This is a genomic window from Granulicella paludicola, from assembly GCF_025685545.1.
In the GTDB taxonomy this organism is placed as follows: domain Bacteria; phylum Acidobacteriota; class Terriglobia; order Terriglobales; family Acidobacteriaceae; genus Granulicella; species Granulicella paludicola.
This window is the reverse complement of the sequence record NZ_JAGSYC010000016.1, coordinates 1-18,626: the sequence shown is the minus strand read 5'-3', so window position 1 is coordinate 18,626 and position 18,626 is coordinate 1. Positions and strand designations below refer to the sequence as shown.

The 18,626-nt window shown below is 60.3% G+C and carries 14 protein-coding genes and 1 tRNA gene; 7 read left to right on the top strand and 8 right to left on the bottom strand.

The genetic code is table 11. The annotated features are described in order from the left end of the window. The 4 genes from aroB to OHL14_RS01175 all read left to right on the top strand — a co-directional run bounded on the left by aroB (position 1) and on the right by OHL14_RS01175 (position 4,333). The gene (gene aroB, locus OHL14_RS01190) at positions 1-1,125 is read left to right on the top strand and encodes a 3-dehydroquinate synthase (RefSeq protein ID WP_263377477.1); all 1,125 of its coding nucleotides are present in this window, start codon (positions 1-3) and stop codon (positions 1,123-1,125) included. Next, complete coding sequence (ubiE, locus tag OHL14_RS01185) at positions 1,125-1,880, top strand: bifunctional demethylmenaquinone methyltransferase/2-methoxy-6-polyprenyl-1,4-benzoquinol methylase UbiE (protein WP_263377476.1); 756 nt, start codon at positions 1,125-1,127, stop codon at positions 1,878-1,880. Before aroB ends, ubiE begins: the two co-directional genes overlap by 1 nt. Positions 1,881-1,997: 117 nt before the next feature. After that, on the top strand, positions 1,998-3,434 hold the full coding sequence (locus OHL14_RS01180) for a cation-efflux pump (RefSeq protein ID WP_263377475.1): 1,437 nt from the start codon (positions 1,998-2,000) through the stop codon (positions 3,432-3,434). Next, a complete protein-coding gene (locus OHL14_RS01175; protein WP_263377474.1) occupies positions 3,431-4,333 on the top strand; it encodes a PASTA domain-containing protein in 903 nt (300 codons plus the stop codon). The genes OHL14_RS01180 and OHL14_RS01175 overlap by 4 nt, the downstream gene beginning before the upstream one ends. Positions 4,334-4,464: 131 nt before the next feature. Here the strand turns inward: OHL14_RS01175 and OHL14_RS01170 are convergent, their stop codons facing one another. From OHL14_RS01170 to aroC, 4 genes are all read right to left on the bottom strand, one after another. Continuing rightward, positions 4,465-5,736: a transcription antitermination factor NusB gene (locus OHL14_RS01170; protein WP_263377473.1), complete on the bottom strand. Its 1,272-nt coding sequence runs from the start codon at positions 5,734-5,736 to the stop codon at positions 4,465-4,467. Next, complete coding sequence (gene fmt / locus OHL14_RS01165; RefSeq protein ID WP_263377472.1) at positions 5,729-6,664, bottom strand: methionyl-tRNA formyltransferase; 936 nt, start codon at positions 6,662-6,664, stop codon at positions 5,729-5,731. The genes OHL14_RS01170 and fmt overlap by 8 nt, the downstream gene beginning before the upstream one ends. 88 nt (positions 6,665-6,752) lie before the next feature. Then, positions 6,753-7,349, bottom strand: a complete 597-nt coding sequence (def, locus tag OHL14_RS01160) for a peptide deformylase (protein ID WP_263377471.1) — start codon at positions 7,347-7,349, stop codon at positions 6,753-6,755. Between the two features lie 4 nt (positions 7,350-7,353). Continuing rightward, entirely contained in the window at positions 7,354-8,529 is a 1,176-nt protein-coding gene (gene aroC, locus OHL14_RS01155) for a chorismate synthase (protein ID WP_263377470.1), read from the bottom strand. Positions 8,530-8,578: 49 nt separating this feature from the next. Here aroC and OHL14_RS01150 point away from each other — a divergent pair, with 49 nt between their 5' ends. Continuing rightward, positions 8,579-10,465, top strand: a complete 1,887-nt coding sequence (locus tag OHL14_RS01150; protein WP_263377469.1) for a glycoside hydrolase family 15 protein — start codon at positions 8,579-8,581, stop codon at positions 10,463-10,465. Between the two features lie 2 nt (positions 10,466-10,467). On the opposite strand, the gene OHL14_RS01145 is transcribed toward OHL14_RS01150, so the two are convergent. From OHL14_RS01145 to OHL14_RS01135, 3 genes are all read right to left on the bottom strand, one after another. After that, positions 10,468-11,988: a PAS domain-containing protein gene (locus OHL14_RS01145; protein WP_263377468.1), complete on the bottom strand. Its 1,521-nt coding sequence runs from the start codon at positions 11,986-11,988 to the stop codon at positions 10,468-10,470. A 71-nt stretch (positions 11,989-12,059) separates the two neighbouring features. Continuing rightward, the gene (locus tag OHL14_RS01140; protein WP_263377467.1) at positions 12,060-13,142 is read right to left on the bottom strand and encodes a 3'-5' exoribonuclease YhaM family protein; all 1,083 of its coding nucleotides are present in this window, start codon (positions 13,140-13,142) and stop codon (positions 12,060-12,062) included. A 111-nt stretch (positions 13,143-13,253) separates the two neighbouring features. Then, the gene (locus OHL14_RS01135) at positions 13,254-15,350 is read right to left on the bottom strand and encodes a peptidylprolyl isomerase (RefSeq protein ID WP_263377466.1); all 2,097 of its coding nucleotides are present in this window, start codon (positions 15,348-15,350) and stop codon (positions 13,254-13,256) included. Between the two features lie 291 nt (positions 15,351-15,641). On the opposite strand from OHL14_RS01135, the gene OHL14_RS01130 reads away from it, so the two are divergent. Further along, positions 15,642-17,285, top strand: coding sequence for a S41 family peptidase (locus tag OHL14_RS01130; RefSeq protein WP_263377465.1), 1,644 nt, complete (start codon positions 15,642-15,644; stop codon positions 17,283-17,285). 70 nt (positions 17,286-17,355) lie between these two features. Here the strand turns inward: OHL14_RS01130 and OHL14_RS01125 are convergent. Further along, positions 17,356-17,430: transfer RNA gene (locus OHL14_RS01125), tRNA-Gly, on the bottom strand. A gap of 267 nt (positions 17,431-17,697) precedes the next feature. Between OHL14_RS01125 and OHL14_RS01120 the strand changes: the two genes are divergently transcribed. Further along, a complete protein-coding gene (locus tag OHL14_RS01120) occupies positions 17,698-18,348 on the top strand; it encodes a tyrosine-type recombinase/integrase (RefSeq protein WP_263377464.1) in 651 nt (216 codons plus the stop codon). The last annotated feature ends 278 nt before the right edge of the window (positions 18,349-18,626 follow it).

The following is an 18,626-nucleotide window of genomic DNA, read 5'->3' as shown; positions in this document are numbered from 1 at the left end:
ATGAGCGAGACAAAAAAGATTGCAGTAACCACGCCGACGGCGAACTACTTCGTCGAGATCGGCACAGGCCTGGTGGCGCAGGTAGGCGCGCGCGTAGACGCGCTGCTGGGCGGCGGCCTTAAGGCTGGCAGGCAGAAGGTCTTCGTGGTGACGTCGCCCGAGATCTGGAGGATCTGGGGACAGCAGCTCACGAGCGGTCTGCCTGTCGCTCCGACCGTGTTGAGTGTTCCTGCAGGGGAGCAGCATAAGCGGCTCTCGACTATCGAGCGACTGCTTGAAGAGCTGGCAGAAGGCGGCGCAGATCGCGACTCGGTGCTGATTGCGTTTGGCGGCGGAGTGATCGGCGACATGACCGGGTATCTTGCGGCGACGTATATGCGCGGGATTCGCTACGTGCAGGTGCCGACGACGCTACTGGCACAGGTGGACAGCAGCGTGGGTGGCAAGACCGGCGTGAACCTGGCCGCAGGGAAGAACCTTGCTGGAGCTTTCTATCATCCGCTGGCTGTATTTGCGGACATCGACACGTTGGAGACACTGCCTGCCGCGGAGCTGAGAGCAGGGTTGCAGGAGTCAGTGAAGGCAGGCATCATTCGCGACCGTGCGCTGTTCGACTTGATGGATGCGCAGAGTGACGCAGTGCTGGCAGGCGCGAAGGCTGCGCTGGCGAAGGTTGTTGCCGACAGCGTGCAGATGAAGGCCGATGTCGTGCACGCAGATGAGCGCGAAGGCGGGCTGCGGATGATCCTGAACCTGGGACACACGCTGGGCCACGCGATTGAAGCAGCGACGGGATACAAAACTCTGCTGCATGGTGAGGCTGTTGCCTGGGGGATGCTCGCGGCCGTGGCGATCGCCAAGCGCCGAGGTCTGGTGACGGAAGCCGAGCACGATCGCATGGAGCGCGTCATCAAGACGTACGGCCCGCTCAAACGTTTCGAGGCAGACCCCGCGGAACTCGTCGCACTGACAGCCAAGGATAAGAAGAACCGCAGCGGCGCGCGCAGCTTCATCCTGCCTAAAGGTATTGGGGACGCGGTCGTTGTGAAAGATGTGACCGTTGATGAACTAACGTATACAGCTCAACGCATGATGGCGATGGTTGCAAAAGAAGGCGTAGCCTGATGTTGAAAACTCCTCCCATCACCACCGGTGCACGCACCGCTGACGAGGTTTCCGAGGCGGCTGCGGCAGCCAACGTTCGCGGCATGTTCAATGCGATAGCGCCGAGCTATGACCTGCTGAATCATCTATTGTCGATGGGGCTGGACCGTCGATGGTGGTCGCGCACGGCTAGCAGCTTCAAGGACGTACTTGCAAAGCCCGAGGCGAAGATACTCGATCTATGCTGTGGCACGGGCGATATGACGGCGGCACTGATGAAGCTGCGTCCCGTGCAGGGCGAGGCTGTGACCGGTCTGGATTTTTCAGCGGAGATGCTAGGTCGCGCTCGTGTGAAGTATGCAGAGGCGAATGCGCAATGGGTCGAGGGGGATGCGATGCGACTTCCCTACCCCGATGCGAGCTTCGACCTGGTGACGGCGGCGTTCGGGTTCAGAAATCTGACGAATTACGCGGACGGCTTGAAGGAGATTGCGCGGGTGCTGAAGCCGGCCGGGCAGATCGGCATCCTGGAGTGCAACCAACCGGATGGGCTGAGCGGCGCTTTCTATAACCTCTATCTGCACCACGGTCTGCCACTGATTGGTGGCGTGATCTCGGGACAGCGTGCGGCGTATAGCTACTTGCCAGCTTCGATTGCGAGGTTTCCGCGAGCGGCGCAGATGCTTCCGATGATGAGCGATGCGGGATTTGTGGAGCCCCGGTGGGATGGGTATTTTATGAAGGCGGCGGGACTGTATCGCGGAGTGAAGCGGTAGGCCCAACGGACTGCAGGAAACAGATTCCTTCGGTGCGCTTCGAAACGACAAAGATATAACTGTGGGCTAAAGCCACAGAAGATCACGGCTGATATGCTCAGTCGGATGGCGGGCTTGATGACAACCGATCACGGCGGAGCAGCGAAGCGGGCGGCGGCGATGAGTTCGCTCGGAGCTGCGTTCGGCATCACGCTGCTAAAGCTGATGACGGGTGTGCTGACCGGTTCGCTGGGTATGTTGAGCGAGGCGGCGCACTCGGGCATCGATCTGATTGCGGCAGGTGTCACGCTAATGGCGATCCGCGTGAGCGACAAGCCGCCGGATAGCGAGCATAATTACGGCCACGGCAAGCTGGAAAGCCTTTCGGCTGCATTTGAAGCGGTATTGATGATCGGTTCGTGCGTGTGGATCGGGCGCGAGGCCGTGCTGCGGATTCTGCATCATGAGCATCTCGAATTGAAGTGGTCGGTATGGCCTTTTCTCGTGCTGCTGCTGTCGATTGCGGTGGACTTCTCGCGGTCCCGTGGTTTGCACAAGATAGCGAAGCAGTACAACAGCGATGCGCTGGAAGCGGACGCGCTGCACTTCGGGACGGACATATGGTCGTCGGCTGCGGTGTTGGTGGGATTGCTGGCGACGTTCGTGGGAGAGAGGTTCCATATTCCAGCGATGGAGTACGCCGATCCGGTCGCGGCGCTGGTGGTGGCCGCTATCATTCTGCGCGTGACCTGGGAGCTGGGGCGAAGGACGATGGATACGCTGCTGGATGCGACGCCGCCGGAGATGCGTGCGCAGATCCAGAATGATCTAAAGCAGGAGCTAACGGCGACCGAAGGTGTGCTTGGCGTAGAGCGGATGCGTGTGCGGCGTTCAGGTCCGGACACGTTTGTGGACCTCACGCTGCAGCTGCCGCGCAGCCTGACGTTTCAGCGGTCAGAGCAGATTGTGTTTGCGGCGACGGAAGCCGTACAGAAGCGGCTGCCAGGCGCTGACGTGGTGGTGCATACGGTGCCGACGGCAACGCTGGGCGAGAGCGTCTTCGACAGGATTCGGGCGGTGGCCTCGCGTTCGAATTTGGCGATCCACGATGTGAGCGTGCAGGAGTACAACGGTGGACTGCATGTGGAACAACATCTTGAGGTGCCGGAGACGCTATCGCTGCGTGAGGCGCATGAGATTGCGACGCAGCTGGAGACGGCGATTCGCGCGGAGGTGCCTCGGATTGCGACGCTGCTGACGCACATTGAAAGCGAGCCTGCAACGATTGCTACGGCAGCTTCGATGGAAGCGAGCAAGAACCTTGAGCAGCAGCTGAAGCAGACGGCCAGCCACTTTCCAGAGATCATGGATGTGCATGAGATCACCGTAACGCGCGGGCATGGCGGCGCGGCGAACAGCGTGCAGGTAAACTGCCATTGCACGCTTCCAGACGAGCTTCCGATGGAGGCCGTGCACGAGATCATCACCAACTTTGAGAGCGAGTTCAGGCTGGACCACCCGCAGGTGTCGCGGGTGCTGATCCATCCGGAGCCGGCTACGGACAACCGACGATGATGTACAGGCTTGCGCAGTTTCTGCTCGGATTGATGTTGCTGCCACTGCGCACGGTGCAGTGGGTTCGGCGGCATCGCGAGTGGCTGCTGACGGCGCTGGCGATGGTGGCGGTGATGTTGGTGGCCGCAGGCATCACGCTGCGCTTTGCGCTGCATGTGCGCGAGGTGACGGTTCCGCAGCTGATGGGCAAGACAGTGCAGGAGGCAAGCCAGGGCGCGCTCGAAAGCGGCGTCGACCTGATGATCGAGAACAAGTACTACTCGACGACGATCCCGGCGGGACGCATTCTGTCACAGGCTCCGGCGGCGGATACCGTGGTGCGACATGGCTGGCTGGTGCGCGTAACGGAGAGCCTAGGGCCCCAGCAGGTGACGATTCCCGATGTTGTCGGTGAGACGATGCGCGACGCCGCGGTGGATGTGCGGCGCGACGAGCTGGATCTGGGGACGCTGGCGCATATCGAAGCGCCGGGCTCGGACGATATGGTGCTCGCGCAGACGCCGCCGCCCAATGGAGGTATGGATCAGCCACGAGTGAACCTACTGCTCAGCTCGGCTGAGACACCGGCGGCTGGTGGGTTTGTACTGCCTTCGTTTTTGGGGATGACGTCGGCTGGGGCGATTCGCGCTGCGAGTGCGTTGGGGCTGGTGGTAGCTGGCGTGGGCGATGGACCGGTGGTGACGGCGCAGGCTCCCGGCGAAGGGTTCCGGGTGAGCAAGGGGGATTCGGTGCGGGTGTCGCTGGGGGGAACCACAGTGTCGGCGCCTGCGGTGGTGGCCAAACCGGGTGGCGCTGTCGGGGCCACGGGGAAAACCGGGACGACCGGGCCGGTGAAACCTGCGGTGATAGTGAAGAAGGCTGTAGTGCCAACTGGGCCGCTTAGTCTCCAGGTTCCTTAAAGCAGCATGGGACAGTGCGAGAAGCAGGTATCTCCGGTTCGGCGATGAAACCGCCTCCGGTCGAGATGACACCTCTGAACTGGGGGCGAAGAGCAGGTCCTTCGCTCCGCTCAGGATGACAATATTCAGATTTATTCGCGGATGAAGAGGGCGGCGAAGAAGCCGTCGCCTCGAAAGCCATTACCGGGCAGGGTACGTAGGCAGCCGTCTCGGAGAAGGTTCTGCGCTGGGAGATTCAGGCTTGCGAGGATGGGGTCAAGCGGAGCCTGCTGGATGCCCTTGGGCGCGCGGGCGAGAGCGGCGGCGATGACCTGTTCGTTTTCTTCCGGCTCCAATGAACAGGTGGAATACAGCAGCCGTCCGCCAGGGGCGAGGCCCGAAAGAGCTGTGTGCAGGATCTCCCGCTGACGAACGGCCTGTCGGGATAGATCGGCGGGTTGCAGGCGCAGCTTTAGCTCGGGATTGCGGCCGAGGGTGCCGGTGCCGCTGCAGGGAACGTCGCAGAGGATCAGATCGAAGGCGGCTTCATCTGCCTGAAGGTTCACGGCGTCGCCGACGGCGGTGCGAACCTGCGGGGCCGTCGGCTTGAGGCGAGCTTCGAGAGCTCGGAGGCGACGGGGGCTGATGTCGGTGGCGAGCAGATCGGCCTGCGGATGACGATGAGCGAGAATGAGCGTCTTGCCACCGGGAGCGGCGCAGGCGTCCCAGATGCGCTGCGGGGCCGGGTGGGAAGCGGCGGCGAGTTCGGCTACGAGGCGCGAACCGTCGTCCATGCGCGGGAGCTGATTTTCTGTCTCGCCTTCGGTCTGAGGGAAAAGAGCTCCCTGCTCGGGCGGCTGCTGGTCGTACTCGCAGATGGCGACAGCCGCGTTGCGGCCATAGTTCTTCTGCCAGCGGGTGACGAGCCAGGTGGGGTGCGAGAGGCGCACGGCGAGAGCGTTGGTTGTTTCTACGAGCGGGATGCGGGGTGGTTCGCTGCGGGTGAGCTTGCGAAGGATGGCATTGACCATGCCTGACGCGTGCGGAGCGCCGGCATGCCGGACAAGCTCAACGGATTCGCTGAGGGCAGCGTGCGCAGGGATGCGATCAAGGTAGCGGAGTTGGAAGGCCCCGAGACGGATCGCCGTGGAGATGGCGGACTGCAGCTCAATGTCGGGGCGCGAGAGCAGCGGCTGGATGAGCGCGTCTAGGGCGATCTGCCAGCGAAGGACACCGAGGACGAGGGTCGTTGCCAGATTGCGGTCGGCCTGCGAGAGGTCGGTGAGGCGCGAGGAGTGAAGCAGGTCGTCGGAGTGTGCATCCGTGAGCGCGACGCGTTCGAGAATCTCGAAGGCAGCGGCACGGGCCGGCGAGATAGTGATGGTGGATTTCTTCGCGGCGTCGGGATTCTGCGGGTTAGTCAAGGCGCTCTCCGGATTTCAGTTGATAGTCGCGGGCGAACTGGGCGCCGGAGAGTCGGGGTTTGCCTTCGAGCTGAACTTCGTCGAGGCTGAGGATTGTGCCGTTTTGCATGCCCACGAGGAGCGAACCTGTGGAAATGTCGAGCTGGCCGGGGGCTAGAGACGGGCCTTCCACTATCGGACGCAAAGCATGGATAAGAAAGCGCTTGCCGCGCAGGCTGGCCCAGCAGCCCGGCCACGGATGGAAGCCTCGCCAGCGGTTATAGGCCTGCTGTGCGCCGTTTGCCGCAGGGCTCAGGCGGCCGTCGTCGCGAGTAAGGATGGGGGCGAGAGTGGCTTTGGCATGGTCCTGCGGAGTAGGGTGGAGGGTGCCTGCGCTGAGGCCTGCAAGGGTGTCCACCAACAGCTTTGCACCGATGTGGGCAAGCTGTGGATAAAGCTGTGGGGATGTTGTGTCCGGACCTACGGGAATGCTGTGCATCAGCAGAGTGTCGCCGGTGTCGAGGCCGGCATTGAGCAGCATGGTGGTGATGCCGGTTTCGGTTTCGCCATTCGCGACGGCCCATTGGATCGGGGCGGCTCCGCGATACTTCGGCAGGAGCGAGCCGTGGACGTTGATGTTGCCGAAGCGCGGGAGAGCAAGCATCCAGTCAGGGATGATGCGACCATAGGCGACGACGATGATGGCGTCAGGGGCGATCGCTTCCAGCTTGGCGCGGAGTTCGGCGTTAGTCTTGAGCTTGGCGGGCTGCTCGACGGGAATGCCCAGTGAGAACGCCAGCTGTTTGACTGCGGGAACCTGGAGCTCCATCTTGCGGCCGGCGGGTCGGTCGGGCTGCGTCAGCACGAGCGCCACCTCGTGGCCAGCGTCGACGACGGCCTGGAGGGATGGAACGGCGAAGTCCGGGGTGCCGCAGAAGACGAGTTTCATAAAGACAGTGAGAAGTGGTTAGTGAGGAGCAAGGGCGACCGCAAATGCCGCAGACGCAAAGCGGGCCGCGTTTCGCGACGAAGAAGAGCTACCACTCGCCGTTCTTCTGCATCTTCTTGATGCGGCGTAGGATGAGGTCGCGTTTCAGACGGCTGAGGTGGTCGATGAAGAGAACGCCGTGCAGGTGATCGATCTCATGCTGCAGAGCGCGGGAGAGAAGCTCCTCGCCTTCGACCTCGAAGAACTCGCCGTGGACGTCCTGAGCGCGAACCTTGACCCAGGCGGAGCGTTTCACCTTCTCGTTGATATCAGGCAGCGAGAGACAGCCTTCTTCTTCGTAGAGGGTGCCCTTGCGCTCGATGATGACGGGGTTTATGAGGGCGATCTTATCTTCGGGGTTCTCGTTGAAGGAAGTGTCGATGACGGTGATGCGCTTGGAGACCGCGATCTGCGGCGCGGCGAGACCGATGCCCTGCGCGGCGTACATGCTGTCGAACATCTCTTCGACGAACTGAGCGAGTTCAGGACCGAACTCCATAACGGTGTCGCCTTCGCGGGCGAGGACAGGGTCGGGATACTTCACGACCTCGTGCAGCTTCTTCGCAGACTTGCGGACGGCCTCGCTGGTCTTTTTACGAGCGGCGCGTTTCTGTTCGACGGTATCGGGTTTGGTTTCGGTCGGCATCGTTCTAGAAAGATTTTATCTGCTCGCAATACCCCTTGTAATTGCGCTCAAGCTCGTGGAGGCTGTCGCCGCCAAATTTTTCGATGACGCACCGCGCCACAGTAAGGGCGACCATTGCCTCCGCAGCCACACCCGCAGCCGGTACAACGCAAACATCGGAGCGCTCGTAGGCTGCCTTGGTGACCTCTCGCGTTTCAAACGAAACCGAAGCCAGCGGACGTCGCAGCGTGCTGATGGGCTTCAAATAGCCACGAACGACGAGGTCTTCGCCATTCGAGATGCCGCCTTCGAGACCGCCCGCATTGTTGGCCTCGCGGCTGAATTTGGTGAAGCCTTCACCAGTGCCTTCGTACGCAATCGCATCGTGGACCTTGGAGCCAGCAGTGCGGGCCGCAGTCACACCTCGGCCGAGTTCGACGGCCTTCACGGCCTGGAGACTCATGACCGCCTGTGCGAGGAGACCATCGAGGCGCTCGTCCCAGTTGACGTGCGTACCCACGCCGGGAGGCAGGCTATGGACGACGACCTCGAAGACGCCGCCGATGGTGTCACCGGTGCGGAGGGCGATGTCGACCTCGGCCTTCATGCGGGCTTCCGATTCAGGATCGACGCACGCGAGCAAAACTTCTTCACGCTGGGCGAGGGCCGCGATCTCCGCGAAGGTGACCTCGCGGGAGAGCTCGGCGGTGCCGACGCAGGTGACGTGGCTGGCGACCTCGATGCCCAGCGAACGCAGCAGCATCTTGGCAATCGCTCCGCAGGCTACGCGAGCGGCAGACTCACGCGCGGAAGCGCGCTCGAGAATGTATCGGGCATCGGGGAAATTGTATTTCAGCGCGCCCGCGAGATCGGCGTGGCCGGGACGTGGCGAGGCAACAGCCTTATGCTTTTCAGGGTCGCCGGACTCGACGGGCAGGATCTCTTCCCAGTTCTTCCAGTCGCGGTTGGCGAGCGTCATCGCAATCGGCGAGCCGATGGTCTTACCGTGGCGAACGCCGGAGAGGATGTGCGCGGTGTCCTTTTCGATGCGCATACGGCCGCCTCGGCCATAGCCCTGCTGGCGACGCCAGAGTTCGTGGTCGAGGAAGGTCTGATCGACGGGGACGCCTGCGGGCAGGCCGCTTACGAGGGCTACGAGAGATTCGCCGTGGCTTTCGCCGGCTGTAGAGAAACGAAGCATGAACTTCCATTATATCGAGGTATCTTGGGGCCGCATTTCCTAAGCAAACATGGGAGCGGGGCTATCGAGGTTTACGGGGGAGAAGCGCTTCAGAAGGAACAGCGAACGGCGAAATGGCATCCAAAGGACCATGGCATTGAAGATCGAAGACTACGGAATGATTGGCGACTGCCAGACAGCAGCGCTGGTGGGGAACGACGGATCGATTGACTGGTTATGCTGGCCAGACTTCTCCTCCCCGGCATGTTTCTCTTCTCTGCTGGGCACAGAGAAGAACGGACACTGGCAGATTTCTCCAGTAGAGAAAGAGCCCAAGGTGAGCCGAAGCTATCTCGGCAGCACCATGATCCTGGAGACGAAGTTTGAGACTTCGACGGGGGTAGTGCTGGTGGTCGACTTTATGCCCATCGGCAAGCTGCACAGCGAGGAGATGCCGCAGCCAAGGAAGTACTCCGACCTGGTGCGGATGGTGAAAGGTCTTGAAGGCAGCGTGGAGATGCAGATGGAGCTGCGACCGCGATTCGACTATGGACGCACGATGCCGTGGACGGGCCTGACGGAAAGCGGAGCTTGGTACGCCTACGCAGGACCCGCAAAGATGTACTTGCGAACCGAGCAGCCGGACGGAGTCGAGTTGCCGATCGAGCGCCGCGATGAAAGCGCCTTTGCGAAGTTCACGGTGAGCGCAGGACAACAATATTGTTTCGGACTGACGCACTGCGCGGTAGAAGAAGAGGAACCGAAACGTATCGATATTCGCAGGGCGTTCGACGAGACGGAGAAATTCTGGACGTGGTGGAACAGTAAGAGCCTCTATAAAGGCAAGTGGAAGAAAGACGTGGACCGGTCGCTGATGACCCTGAAGGCCCTGACGTACCGCCCGAGCGGCGGAATCGTTGCGGCGGTGACAACCTCTTTGCCAGAGGTGATTGGAGCAGGCCGCAACTGGGACTACCGTTATTGCTGGCTGCGCGATGGGGCACTCACGCTGGAATCGCTGGTCTCCATGGGCCATAACTTCGAGGCGCAGAACTGGCAGCAGTGGCTGCTGCGCTCGGTGGGCAGCGATCCGGAACAGCTACAGATTATGTACGGCATCCGCGGAGACCGGCACCTGCCGGAGTTCGAGCTGCCATGGCTTGCAGGTTATGAGAATTCGCTGCCGGTGCGCGTAGGAAATGCGGCCAGTGAGCAGGCCCAACTGGATGTGTTTGGCGAGGTCGCGGATGCACTGTATTGCATCAAGGGTGCAGGCATCGAAGACGACGAGAATGTGCAGCGCATGCGGTTGGAGCTCGCGCGCCACCTGGCTAAGGTGTGGCAGGAACCGAGCTCCAACATATGGGAGCAGCGCAACGATGAGAAAGACTTTACCTACAGCAAGGTAATGGCCTGGGTGGGTATGGATCGCACGGCGAAGGCGATTGAAGAGCAAGGGCTGCCGGGAGATCCGCAGCCATGGCGCGAGGTGCGTGATGCGATCTTCAAAGAGGTGTGCGAGGAGGCCTTCGATCAGTCGTTGAACTGCTTTGTGCAGAGCTATGGAGCCGACACAGTCGATGCGTCGTGCCTGCTGATGCCGATGTTTGGATTTCTGCCGTTCAAGGACCCGCGTATCGTGGGAACGATCGAGATGATCGAAAAGATGCTGATGAATGATGGGCTAGTGATGCGCTTTTCGACGGTGACGGAAAAGACGCAGGACTCATGCTTCCTGGCGTGTTCCTTCTGGCTGGTGGAGTGCCTCGTAGAAATAGGCCGACGCGAAGATGCGGAGAAACTATTCGAGCGGCTTCTAGGTTTGCAGAACGATTTGGGTCTTCTGCCAGAAGAGTATGACCCAAAACTCCAACGTGCGCTCGGAAACTTCCCGCAGGCGCTTACGCATATTGCGCTCATCAGTGCGGCGCGCCGCCTGGACGAGTGCAAAACATAGACCTATTCCTGGTGCGGCAGAAAGAGTCGGAAGACGGAGCCGCAGTAGTCAGGACGTTGGCTGCTGCGAACGCGCAAAGTTCCTTTGTGGCGATCTACGACCTCTTTGCTGACCCACATACCGAGGCCAGTTCCTTCAATACCTTTCGTGGTGAAGAAGGGTTCGAAGAGATTTCGGACGACCTCCATCGACATGCCGCAACCATCGTCTGCAATGGTAAGCACGATTCCCTTGCGGTCGGTGGCCCAGTCAACGGCGTCATGGCTGCGGATGATGAGATGGCCACCGAAGTCCATCGCGTCGATGGCATTGCCCATGAGGTTGTTCAGCACCTGTCTCACGTCTCCTTCAAAGCAGACGATGGCCTGCTGGGCGCGGTAGCTCGTCTCGATAACGATACCGGAGTTTCTAAGCCTGCCTTCGAAGAGCGCAAGCACAGTGGAGAAGAGCTCACGCGCAGTGATGGCCTGCGGCTGCGATGACTGTTTATGGAAGCGCAGCGTTTGGTTGGCGATGGCGGAGACGCGACGCAGCTCCGCGTCTGCAGCTTCAAGATATTGCTGCACCACGGGCACCGCGGCGTGCTCTCGTGCGAGATAAATCAGGTTCGTAACGGCTTCGAGAGGATTGTTGATCTCGTGCGCGATGGAGTTAGCGAGTCGACCGACGGCAGCAAGCTTCTCACTCTGAAGCAAAGCCTCTTCGCGGCGCTTGCGATCGGTGATGTCGACAGTCACCCCCGGAAAGCGGATCGGTTTTCCAAGCTCGTCATAGGTACAGCGACCGACGGCGAGCACCCAGACAAAGTAGCCGTCGTGCTGCATGATTCGGTATTCGGAGCTGAACTCAGCATGGCCGGCAAGAGTGCGCTGAATCTCGTTGCCGACGCGCTCGACGTCATCCGGGTGGATCATGCGGATGAACTCGCCGACCTTAAGACCCTTCTCCGCGACCTCCGGAGCAACACCGTAGAACCGTGCAAAGGGTTCGCCTGCGTAGACAAGGTCGTTGACGACGTCCCAGTCCCAGAATCCGACGCTTCGGGTTGCTTCAAGGGCAAGGCGCAGATGCTCTTCACTCTTCAGGAGCGCTTGTTCGGCACGGCGAATTTCGGTGATGTCATGGCCGTAGACGATAACGCCGCGAACTCGTCCCGAAGCGTCGCGGTCAGGAATATGGTCGACGCTGAGAATGCGCTCATCCTCAGGAGGGCCAACGCGTGGCTCGAGACGACGAGTCTCACCCGCTAGAGCGGCAAGAAGATTCGGTCCGATCGTACGAAAGGCCTCTGGTCCTACGACTTCGGCTACGGGACGACCAACGATGCGATCATGCGGGAGGTTGAAGGTTACTTCGTAGGGGCGATTGATATAGATGTAGCGAAGCTGATCATCGATATAGGAGATATACGCTGGAATCGAGTCGGCAACACGATCGCGCGGATCGAACCCAACAGGGATTGCCTCCGAAGACGGCGGGCGAGAAGCGGTGGGCGGCAACTGCTGGGGTTTATACGAAGGCATGACTGACTACGGTTCTTAGATGCAAGGACCGTGGTGTCGCGCCAATTTTCTTTGCAACCGATCTGATCCGACTAGGGTTTCTCTTCTTCTTTGAGCCAGTTCTGCGAGTTGAAGAGAGGCCGCTCCATGGAGCGGACCCACTCAGTAACGTCTGCGGACGAGCGATTGGCGGCTTTTGACGCAGCAAACTCGTTACGCAGGGTCTGGAACTTGGCTTCGAGGTCGTCCATGGCGGAAAGTAGCATGGCCTCAGGGGTCATCGGGAGCTTGGGGCTGCCGAACTCCAGCTTGCCGTGGTGCGAGAGGATCATATGCTCAAGCAGCAGGCGAAGGCGCGGCGGAAAAGGTTCGGTGTCTGCACCTGCGGGCACGACTCCAGTGCTGGCGAAAAGAGGTGAATCGGCAGGAACTTCTGCTGCAAGTTTCGCGGCTGCTTCGGCGTCGAGCTGCGCAATCTTCTCGTAAAGCAGTCCCTGACCGATGGAGATGTGGCCGATCAGCTGCCCTTCGAGGGTGTAATCGAAGCTGGAGCCCCAGCTAAGTTCGCGCACCTTACCCATGTCATGCAAGATGGCGCCGGCCACGAGGAGGTCCGGGTCGGCTTCGGGATAAAACGGAGCCACGGAAAGCAGTACACGGACCAGGCAGAGGACGTGCTCGAGCAAACCACCGATCCAGGCATGATGAAGCCGCTTAGCGGCTGGGGCTTCGAGAAACGCTGGGCCCAGCTTCGGGTCATCGAGAAAGCTGAGAACCAGCCGTTGCAAGTGCAAGTTCTTGAAGGCCGCGACGTAGCCGCGAAGTTCGGCGGCCATCGTAGGAATGTCGTAGATGCTGGTGGGGACGAAATCGGCGGTGTCAATCTCATTGGCAAGCGCGGGACGCATCTGCGTGACGATGAACTGGTGCTTGCTGTTGTACCTGTCGAGCTTGCCCTGGACTTTGATATAGCAGCCTGCGGTGCAGGTCTCGATCAATTTAGCGAAGTCGTCCCACATGCGGCCATCGATCTGACCGGATTTATCGGTAAGTGTGAGCGCAAGATAGGGCTTGCCGGTTTTGCCCTCGCGCGAACTGATGGAGGACAAAAGAAAGAAGGTCGTGATGCTTTGACCTTCGAAGCTGGCGGCGTCGGCGATGAAGAAATCTTTCATTAGTGCAAAGTCTAGAGGATGGACGGGATTCTCGGAAACAACACGGCAAAGCAAAGAGGATAGAGCATGGTTCGCTCTATCCTCTTTGCCTGCTTTGTTCCTTCCCGTGCTCTAGTGGGGAGCCGGCGTCGTTGCGGGCTGGTTGGGTTCGGCCGAGGTGGCTGCCGGAATCGGCTGCCCGGCAGGTGAGGCGCCAGGAGCCGTGGGGGCAGCAGAGGGCAGCGTCGTGTTGTCCGAGCTCGGCGCATCCTTCTTCGGTGCCGAGGTCGTCGATCCGCCGGTGACGAGCGGGTTGACGGTCGGCGCGATCGGAGCAGCCTTTTCTACTGGCTTCTCGGGCTGCGCCTGCAGACGGGACTTCGGAGCGTCTTTGACCTTCTTCTTCTTGACCTTCTTGACCTGATCGCCGTTCAGACCTAGCGGGCCAGAGCGGGCCTTCTCGTCTGCCGTGGCCTCGTGCGTTGCAGCGACGGGACGAATGGTCGCCTTCGTCTCTGCCTTGGAGAGCTTGGCATTGGCGCGATCGACTTCGGCCTTGGTCTGCGTACCGGAGAAGCGTGTCTTCTTCGTCTGGCCCTCGACCGGAGCCAACGCATCAGCGTTATCGCTGGTGGACTCGGGCTCTGCACCCGTTCCGGTGGTGATCGAGGTGATGGACTCCGTAGGAGCCATCGCTACGCCCGCTGCTTGACCAGCCAGCGGAGCGCCTGCTTCGGTCGCCGTAACGGTGGTTGCCGTCGGCAGTGAGTTCCGAGGAGCTTGACCGTAGCGAATCTTCTCGCGAGGAATTCGCTTCCGCTTCGGCTGCTTGCCGGAGACATCACGCTTGCCGCCGGAGAGTTTCTCCTTGTCGGCTTCAGCCTTGGCCTGCTGCTTTTCAGCAACGCGAGCGCGAGCCGCTGCCAGAGCTGCCTGCGCCTTCGCTGCGCGCTCCTGCTCCGCACGCTGCTTATTCTGGATCTTCTTCTTCACAGCGGGTGCGGAGTAAGCCGTGTAGGCGAAGTTCGAATTGTTGGTCTTCGTGGCCGAACCCGTATCGACGAAGCCGGGAGCGATCTCCATGTAGGCTTCACCGCGGGCCTTAGTCAGATACGCGCGTAACGCAGGCTGAAGCTGGTCCATATAGATGGCCTGCTGCAGCTGGTCTTCGACTTGAGCCATGGGCGGAACGCCTGCGGCCTGGTGCGCGTCGACCTTGAGGACGACAAAGCCCTGGCGGGTACGGATCGGGGCCGTATTCGCTCCGACTGCAAGCGGGAAGGTCGCGTCTTCAAGAAGCTGGCTGCCGAGAGCCCCGCGCTTGAAGTCGCCGAGGTCGCCACCAGCCGAAGCCGTGGGACCACCCGAAGAGACCTTGGCGAGGTCGGCGAAGTTTGCGCCAGCCTTGAGCTTGGCGACAACCTCATCGGCCTTCGCTTGGGCCTGAGCGATCTGTGCATCGGTCGCGTTCTCCGGCGTGGGGATCAGAATTTCGCTGAGGTGGATCTGCTCCGGAACCTCGAACTCCTTGGCGTGCGCCTGGTAGTAAGCCTCTTCCTGAGCATGCGTGGGCTGCAGACGGCGACCTACCTCTTCACGCACAACGGATTGGCGGATGCACTGGTTGCGGATGTTCTGCTTGAAGTCTTCAAAAGAAACCCCCTGCTGGGCCGCGGCCTTTTCGAGAGCTTCCATATCCGGCAGGTGGTTCTGCTTGCGGATGTCGTCGAGCTGGCGGACGGTTTCCGCATCGCAGCTGATGCCGAGCTCTTTGCCCTTGGAGATGAGCAGGTCGGAGTCGATCATGTCGCGCAGCAGATCCTTCAGGTGGTCCTGCAGTGCGGACTCATCGGCCTTCTGCTGCTCGGCGTCCTGCAGCATCTGCAGGCGGGCGCGCTCATATTCGCTGCGCGTGATGATCTGGTCGTTGATGCGGGCGATGACGTCTTCGATGACCGTGCCATTGGCTGTGATGGCCGGGCGCTGCGGCATCTGCGGCAGTTGCAGCTGGGGAGCCGAGGGAAAGCCTGCGCCCGGAACCGGATAACGCGGCTGGGCCGGGGTCTGCGCTCCTGCCGTGGCAGGAACAAGCAGCAGAATCGCCATGGAAGCGAGCGTCGCAGTGACAGCGACCATACGCGCGGTGAGGCCGGGTGTTTGCAGTGCGACTGCCGGGGTCTGCGAGGCCTGGGGGCCTGTGAGGCTGGTGCGTGTGTGCTTCTCGGTCATCCGATCCTTTATGGCTCTGCTGCCTTTACGGCCTTGCGCTACAGAGATTGCTGGGCAGAGGTACGCCGGCTCACGGCTCAGGGAGCCACTTGCTGACTAATGAGTATTCTAACCGTGAGACGGATCATCGTGGGGTGTGGGAAGCAGGGTTTGGAGACTGATAGCACGGATGTTTGGGCCGGAGCGGTCGCTCACCCTGCGATGGTATACTTCGTCAAATCAGCTCACGGGAGCGATTTGGGCAAATTCTTGCCTACTCCCGGTTGAAAGCTCAGAGGTTCTCCGAATCCTATGGCCTCACCTGTCTCCTCCTCTCCGGCTACGCAATCCTCCTCCAACACCCGCCGCGCGCTGTTTTCAGCGACGCTCTTCCTGGCAGCCTGCGGCCTGACCGGCTCCCTGCTGGGCGGCCGGGTGGCGGCCCAGTCGGCGACCGATGAGTCGACGCTGCGTGATTCGATGAAGTCGTTCACCGACGTGTATGCGCTGGTGGAGCAGAACTACGCGGACAAACTGGACGGCGACAAGGTCGACAAGGCCATCTACGACGGCGCGATCCCCGGCATGTTGCACGTGCTGGACCCTCACTCGAACTTCTACGATCCGAAATCGTATGCGCAGATGCGCGAAGACCAGCGCGGCAAATACTTTGGCGTGGGCATGCGCATTCAGCCCCAGGGCGACAAGATCGTCGTACTGGCCCCGATGGAAGGAACTCCCTCCTACCGCGCAGGCATCCGTCCGGGCGACGTCATTCTCTCCGTCGACGGCAAGGACACCAAGGGCATGGATTCGCTCGCAGTCGCGACCGTGCTGAAGGGACCCCGCGGAACGCATGTCAGCGTGACGATGGGCCGCGAAGGCTCCGCCAAGCCGCTGGTCTTCGACCTGGTTCGCGATGAGATTCCGCAGTACTCGGTTGACGTGGCCTTCATGATCAAGCCCGGCGTCGGCTACATACACATCACGAACGAGATGGAGACGACCTCGCACGAGGTACAGGAGGCGCTCGACAAGTTCGGGCCGAGCCTGACCGGGTTGATCATCGATCTCCGCGGTAATCCCGGCGGCCTGCTGAACGAGGCTGTCAACGTCTGCGACAAGTTCATGCAGAAGGGGCAGGTCGTCGTCTCGCAGCATGGACGCGCCTTCCCTGACCAGGTCTACCGCGCACCGAGCGGTTCGGATGCGAAGTATCCGATCGTGATCATGGTGAACCGCAATACCGCTTCGGCAGCGGAGATCATCTCCGGTGCGCTGCAGGACCATGACCGCGCTCTGATCGTCGGCGAGACGACCTTCGGCAAGGGACTCGTGCAGACGGTTTTTCCGATCAGCGAAAACAGCGGTCTCGCGCTGACGACCTTCCACTACTACACACCCTCGGGCCGCCTCATACAACGTAATTACGACGGTGTTTCGCTGTATGACTACTACTATGTGCGCAACGATGCGGCTCCAGCAAATGCTACGAATAAGGAAGTGAAGACCACCGACTCCGGTCGCACAGTATACGGCGGCGGCGGCATCACTCCCGATGAGAAGCTGCCTGAGCTGAAGAGCGATCACTTCCAGGATGTGACACTGCAGCACTACGCGTTCTTCGATTTCTCCAAGCACTACCTCTCCTCGCACACGATCACCAAGGACATGCCGGTGGACGATGCGATGCAGCAGGAGTTCAAAGCCTTCCTGAAGGATAAGAAAATCGAGTTCACGGACAAGGAGTTCGCCGAGAACCTCGACTGGACGAAGGCGATGATCAAGAAAGAGATGTTCACGTCGCAGTTTGGCCAGACGCTGGGCAACCAGGTCATCACCGAGTGGGATCCGCAGGTGCAGAAGGCATTGACGTACATGCCCGAAGCCTTGGCACTTGAAAACCACACGCTGCCATCACAGCAGAAAACACAGACCGCGGAGGTCAAGAAATAGTCTCTGCAAGTTACAAAAGCACAATGGCCGCTCTCATCGAGAGCGGCCATTGTGCTTTGCAGCCAAAGTCTGGAGCGGGAGACCGGGATCGAACCGGCGACATTCAGCTTGGGAAGCTGACGTTCTGCCACTGAACTACTCCCGCAGAACTTTGAAATCAAAAACTTAGCGGTTTGCTCAACCCCGCAAACCCCACAGAAACAGCTTATCACTGTTTTTAGGGCGTATTCATAGAGGGAGAGCAAACATGAGTGAGCAGTATCAACGTGGAAGTATCCGCAAGATAAAGAGGGCATCGGGTAAGGATGGCAAGCCTTTGGCTGCGGCGTCCAAAGGACGGGCTCGAAGGCTTATGAAGCAGAACATCGACCGGGCGATGTTCTGGCGGCTGCTACCCATGAGAGAAAACCCTATGAAACTGATCAGGGTGAAGGGCGTGACGAAGCGGGAGAAGCCCATCGTGCTCGTTACGATATCGCAGGTCAATAAGCTGGTCGCCGCACTGCCGCAGCCTTACTCTCTTATGGTGCTGGTAGCGGCAAGCCTTGGCCTTCGTGTCGAGGAGGTCTTACCATTGAAGTGGGAGGACTTCGACTTTAAGGGTCGCACGTTGACGATCACGCGAGCATATACCCACGGTGAGTTGAAAGAGGTGAAGACCAGCGCCTCCGGTGCGATCCTACCCATCGAAGGTGCCGTAGTCACAGCCCTTCTCGCTCATCAAACGACTTCCACGAGCGAGTGGTGCTTCCCTTCACCTAAAACCGGTACACCCATGCGCGGGGACACAATCCTCCACAAGCACATCAAGCCAACGGCTCTTCTGCTAGGACTGCCGAAGATCGGCTGGCACAGCCTACGCCACAGCTACAAGTCATGGCAGGGCTCTACCACCGCAACTCCGGCTCAACTCAAGGACATGATGCGTCACGCTGACATCAAGACCACGATGGACATCTACGGCGGGACACCGGTCAATGACATGCGGCCATTCGTTGCGGCCATCGGAAGCCATCGTTCGCAAGTTTCCAAATTATCGGATACCTGGATGCTTATGAAATGAATGCTATCGCTCGCGCAGATGCCAACAATAAAGCCCTTTTATACGACGACAATCAAGGCCTTATAGCTAAAATTGACGAGAGTAGAATCCCGTCAATCACATCGGCATCGATCCGGAAAGAGGTTGATTGACAGTGACAAGGCTTTGGGCCTGGCCTGCCCGAGCTTTTGAACCATCTTGCGTGTTAGTGTAGCGCAGCTATCTCTGTGTTCAGATAACCGCCATTAGGGGTGTGGGGAGGCGGGATGAGCGTAGCGATTCCCGCCTCCCCACACCCC

Bases quoted from the DNA above. Each gene is read 5' to 3' on its own strand.
- aroB (WP_263377477.1), top strand. From the start codon at position 1: ATGAGCGAGACAAAAAAGATTGCAGTAACCACGCCGACGGCGAACTAC.
- ubiE (WP_263377476.1), top strand. From the start codon at position 1,125: ATGTTGAAAACTCCTCCCATCACCACCGGTGCACGCACCGCTGACGAG.
- OHL14_RS01180 (WP_263377475.1), top strand. From the start codon at position 1,998: ATGACAACCGATCACGGCGGAGCAGCGAAGCGGGCGGCGGCGATGAGT.
- OHL14_RS01175 (WP_263377474.1), top strand. From the start codon at position 3,431: ATGATGTACAGGCTTGCGCAGTTTCTGCTCGGATTGATGTTGCTGCCA.
- fmt (WP_263377472.1), bottom strand. From the start codon at position 6,664: ATGAAACTCGTCTTCTGCGGCACCCCGGACTTCGCCGTTCCATCCCTC.
- def (WP_263377471.1), bottom strand. From the start codon at position 7,349: ATGCCGACCGAAACCAAACCCGATACCGTCGAACAGAAACGCGCCGCT.
- aroC (WP_263377470.1), bottom strand. From the start codon at position 8,529: ATGCTTCGTTTCTCTACAGCCGGCGAAAGCCACGGCGAATCTCTCGTA.
- OHL14_RS01150 (WP_263377469.1), top strand. From the start codon at position 8,579: ATGGGAGCGGGGCTATCGAGGTTTACGGGGGAGAAGCGCTTCAGAAGG.
- OHL14_RS01145 (WP_263377468.1), bottom strand. From the start codon at position 11,988: ATGCCTTCGTATAAACCCCAGCAGTTGCCGCCCACCGCTTCTCGCCCG.
- OHL14_RS01140 (WP_263377467.1), bottom strand. From the start codon at position 13,142: ATGAAAGATTTCTTCATCGCCGACGCCGCCAGCTTCGAAGGTCAAAGC.
- OHL14_RS01135 (WP_263377466.1), bottom strand. From the start codon at position 15,350: ATGACCGAGAAGCACACACGCACCAGCCTCACAGGCCCCCAGGCCTCG.
- OHL14_RS01130 (WP_263377465.1), top strand. From the start codon at position 15,642: ATGGCCTCACCTGTCTCCTCCTCTCCGGCTACGCAATCCTCCTCCAAC.
- OHL14_RS01120 (WP_263377464.1), top strand. From the start codon at position 17,698: ATGAAACTGATCAGGGTGAAGGGCGTGACGAAGCGGGAGAAGCCCATC.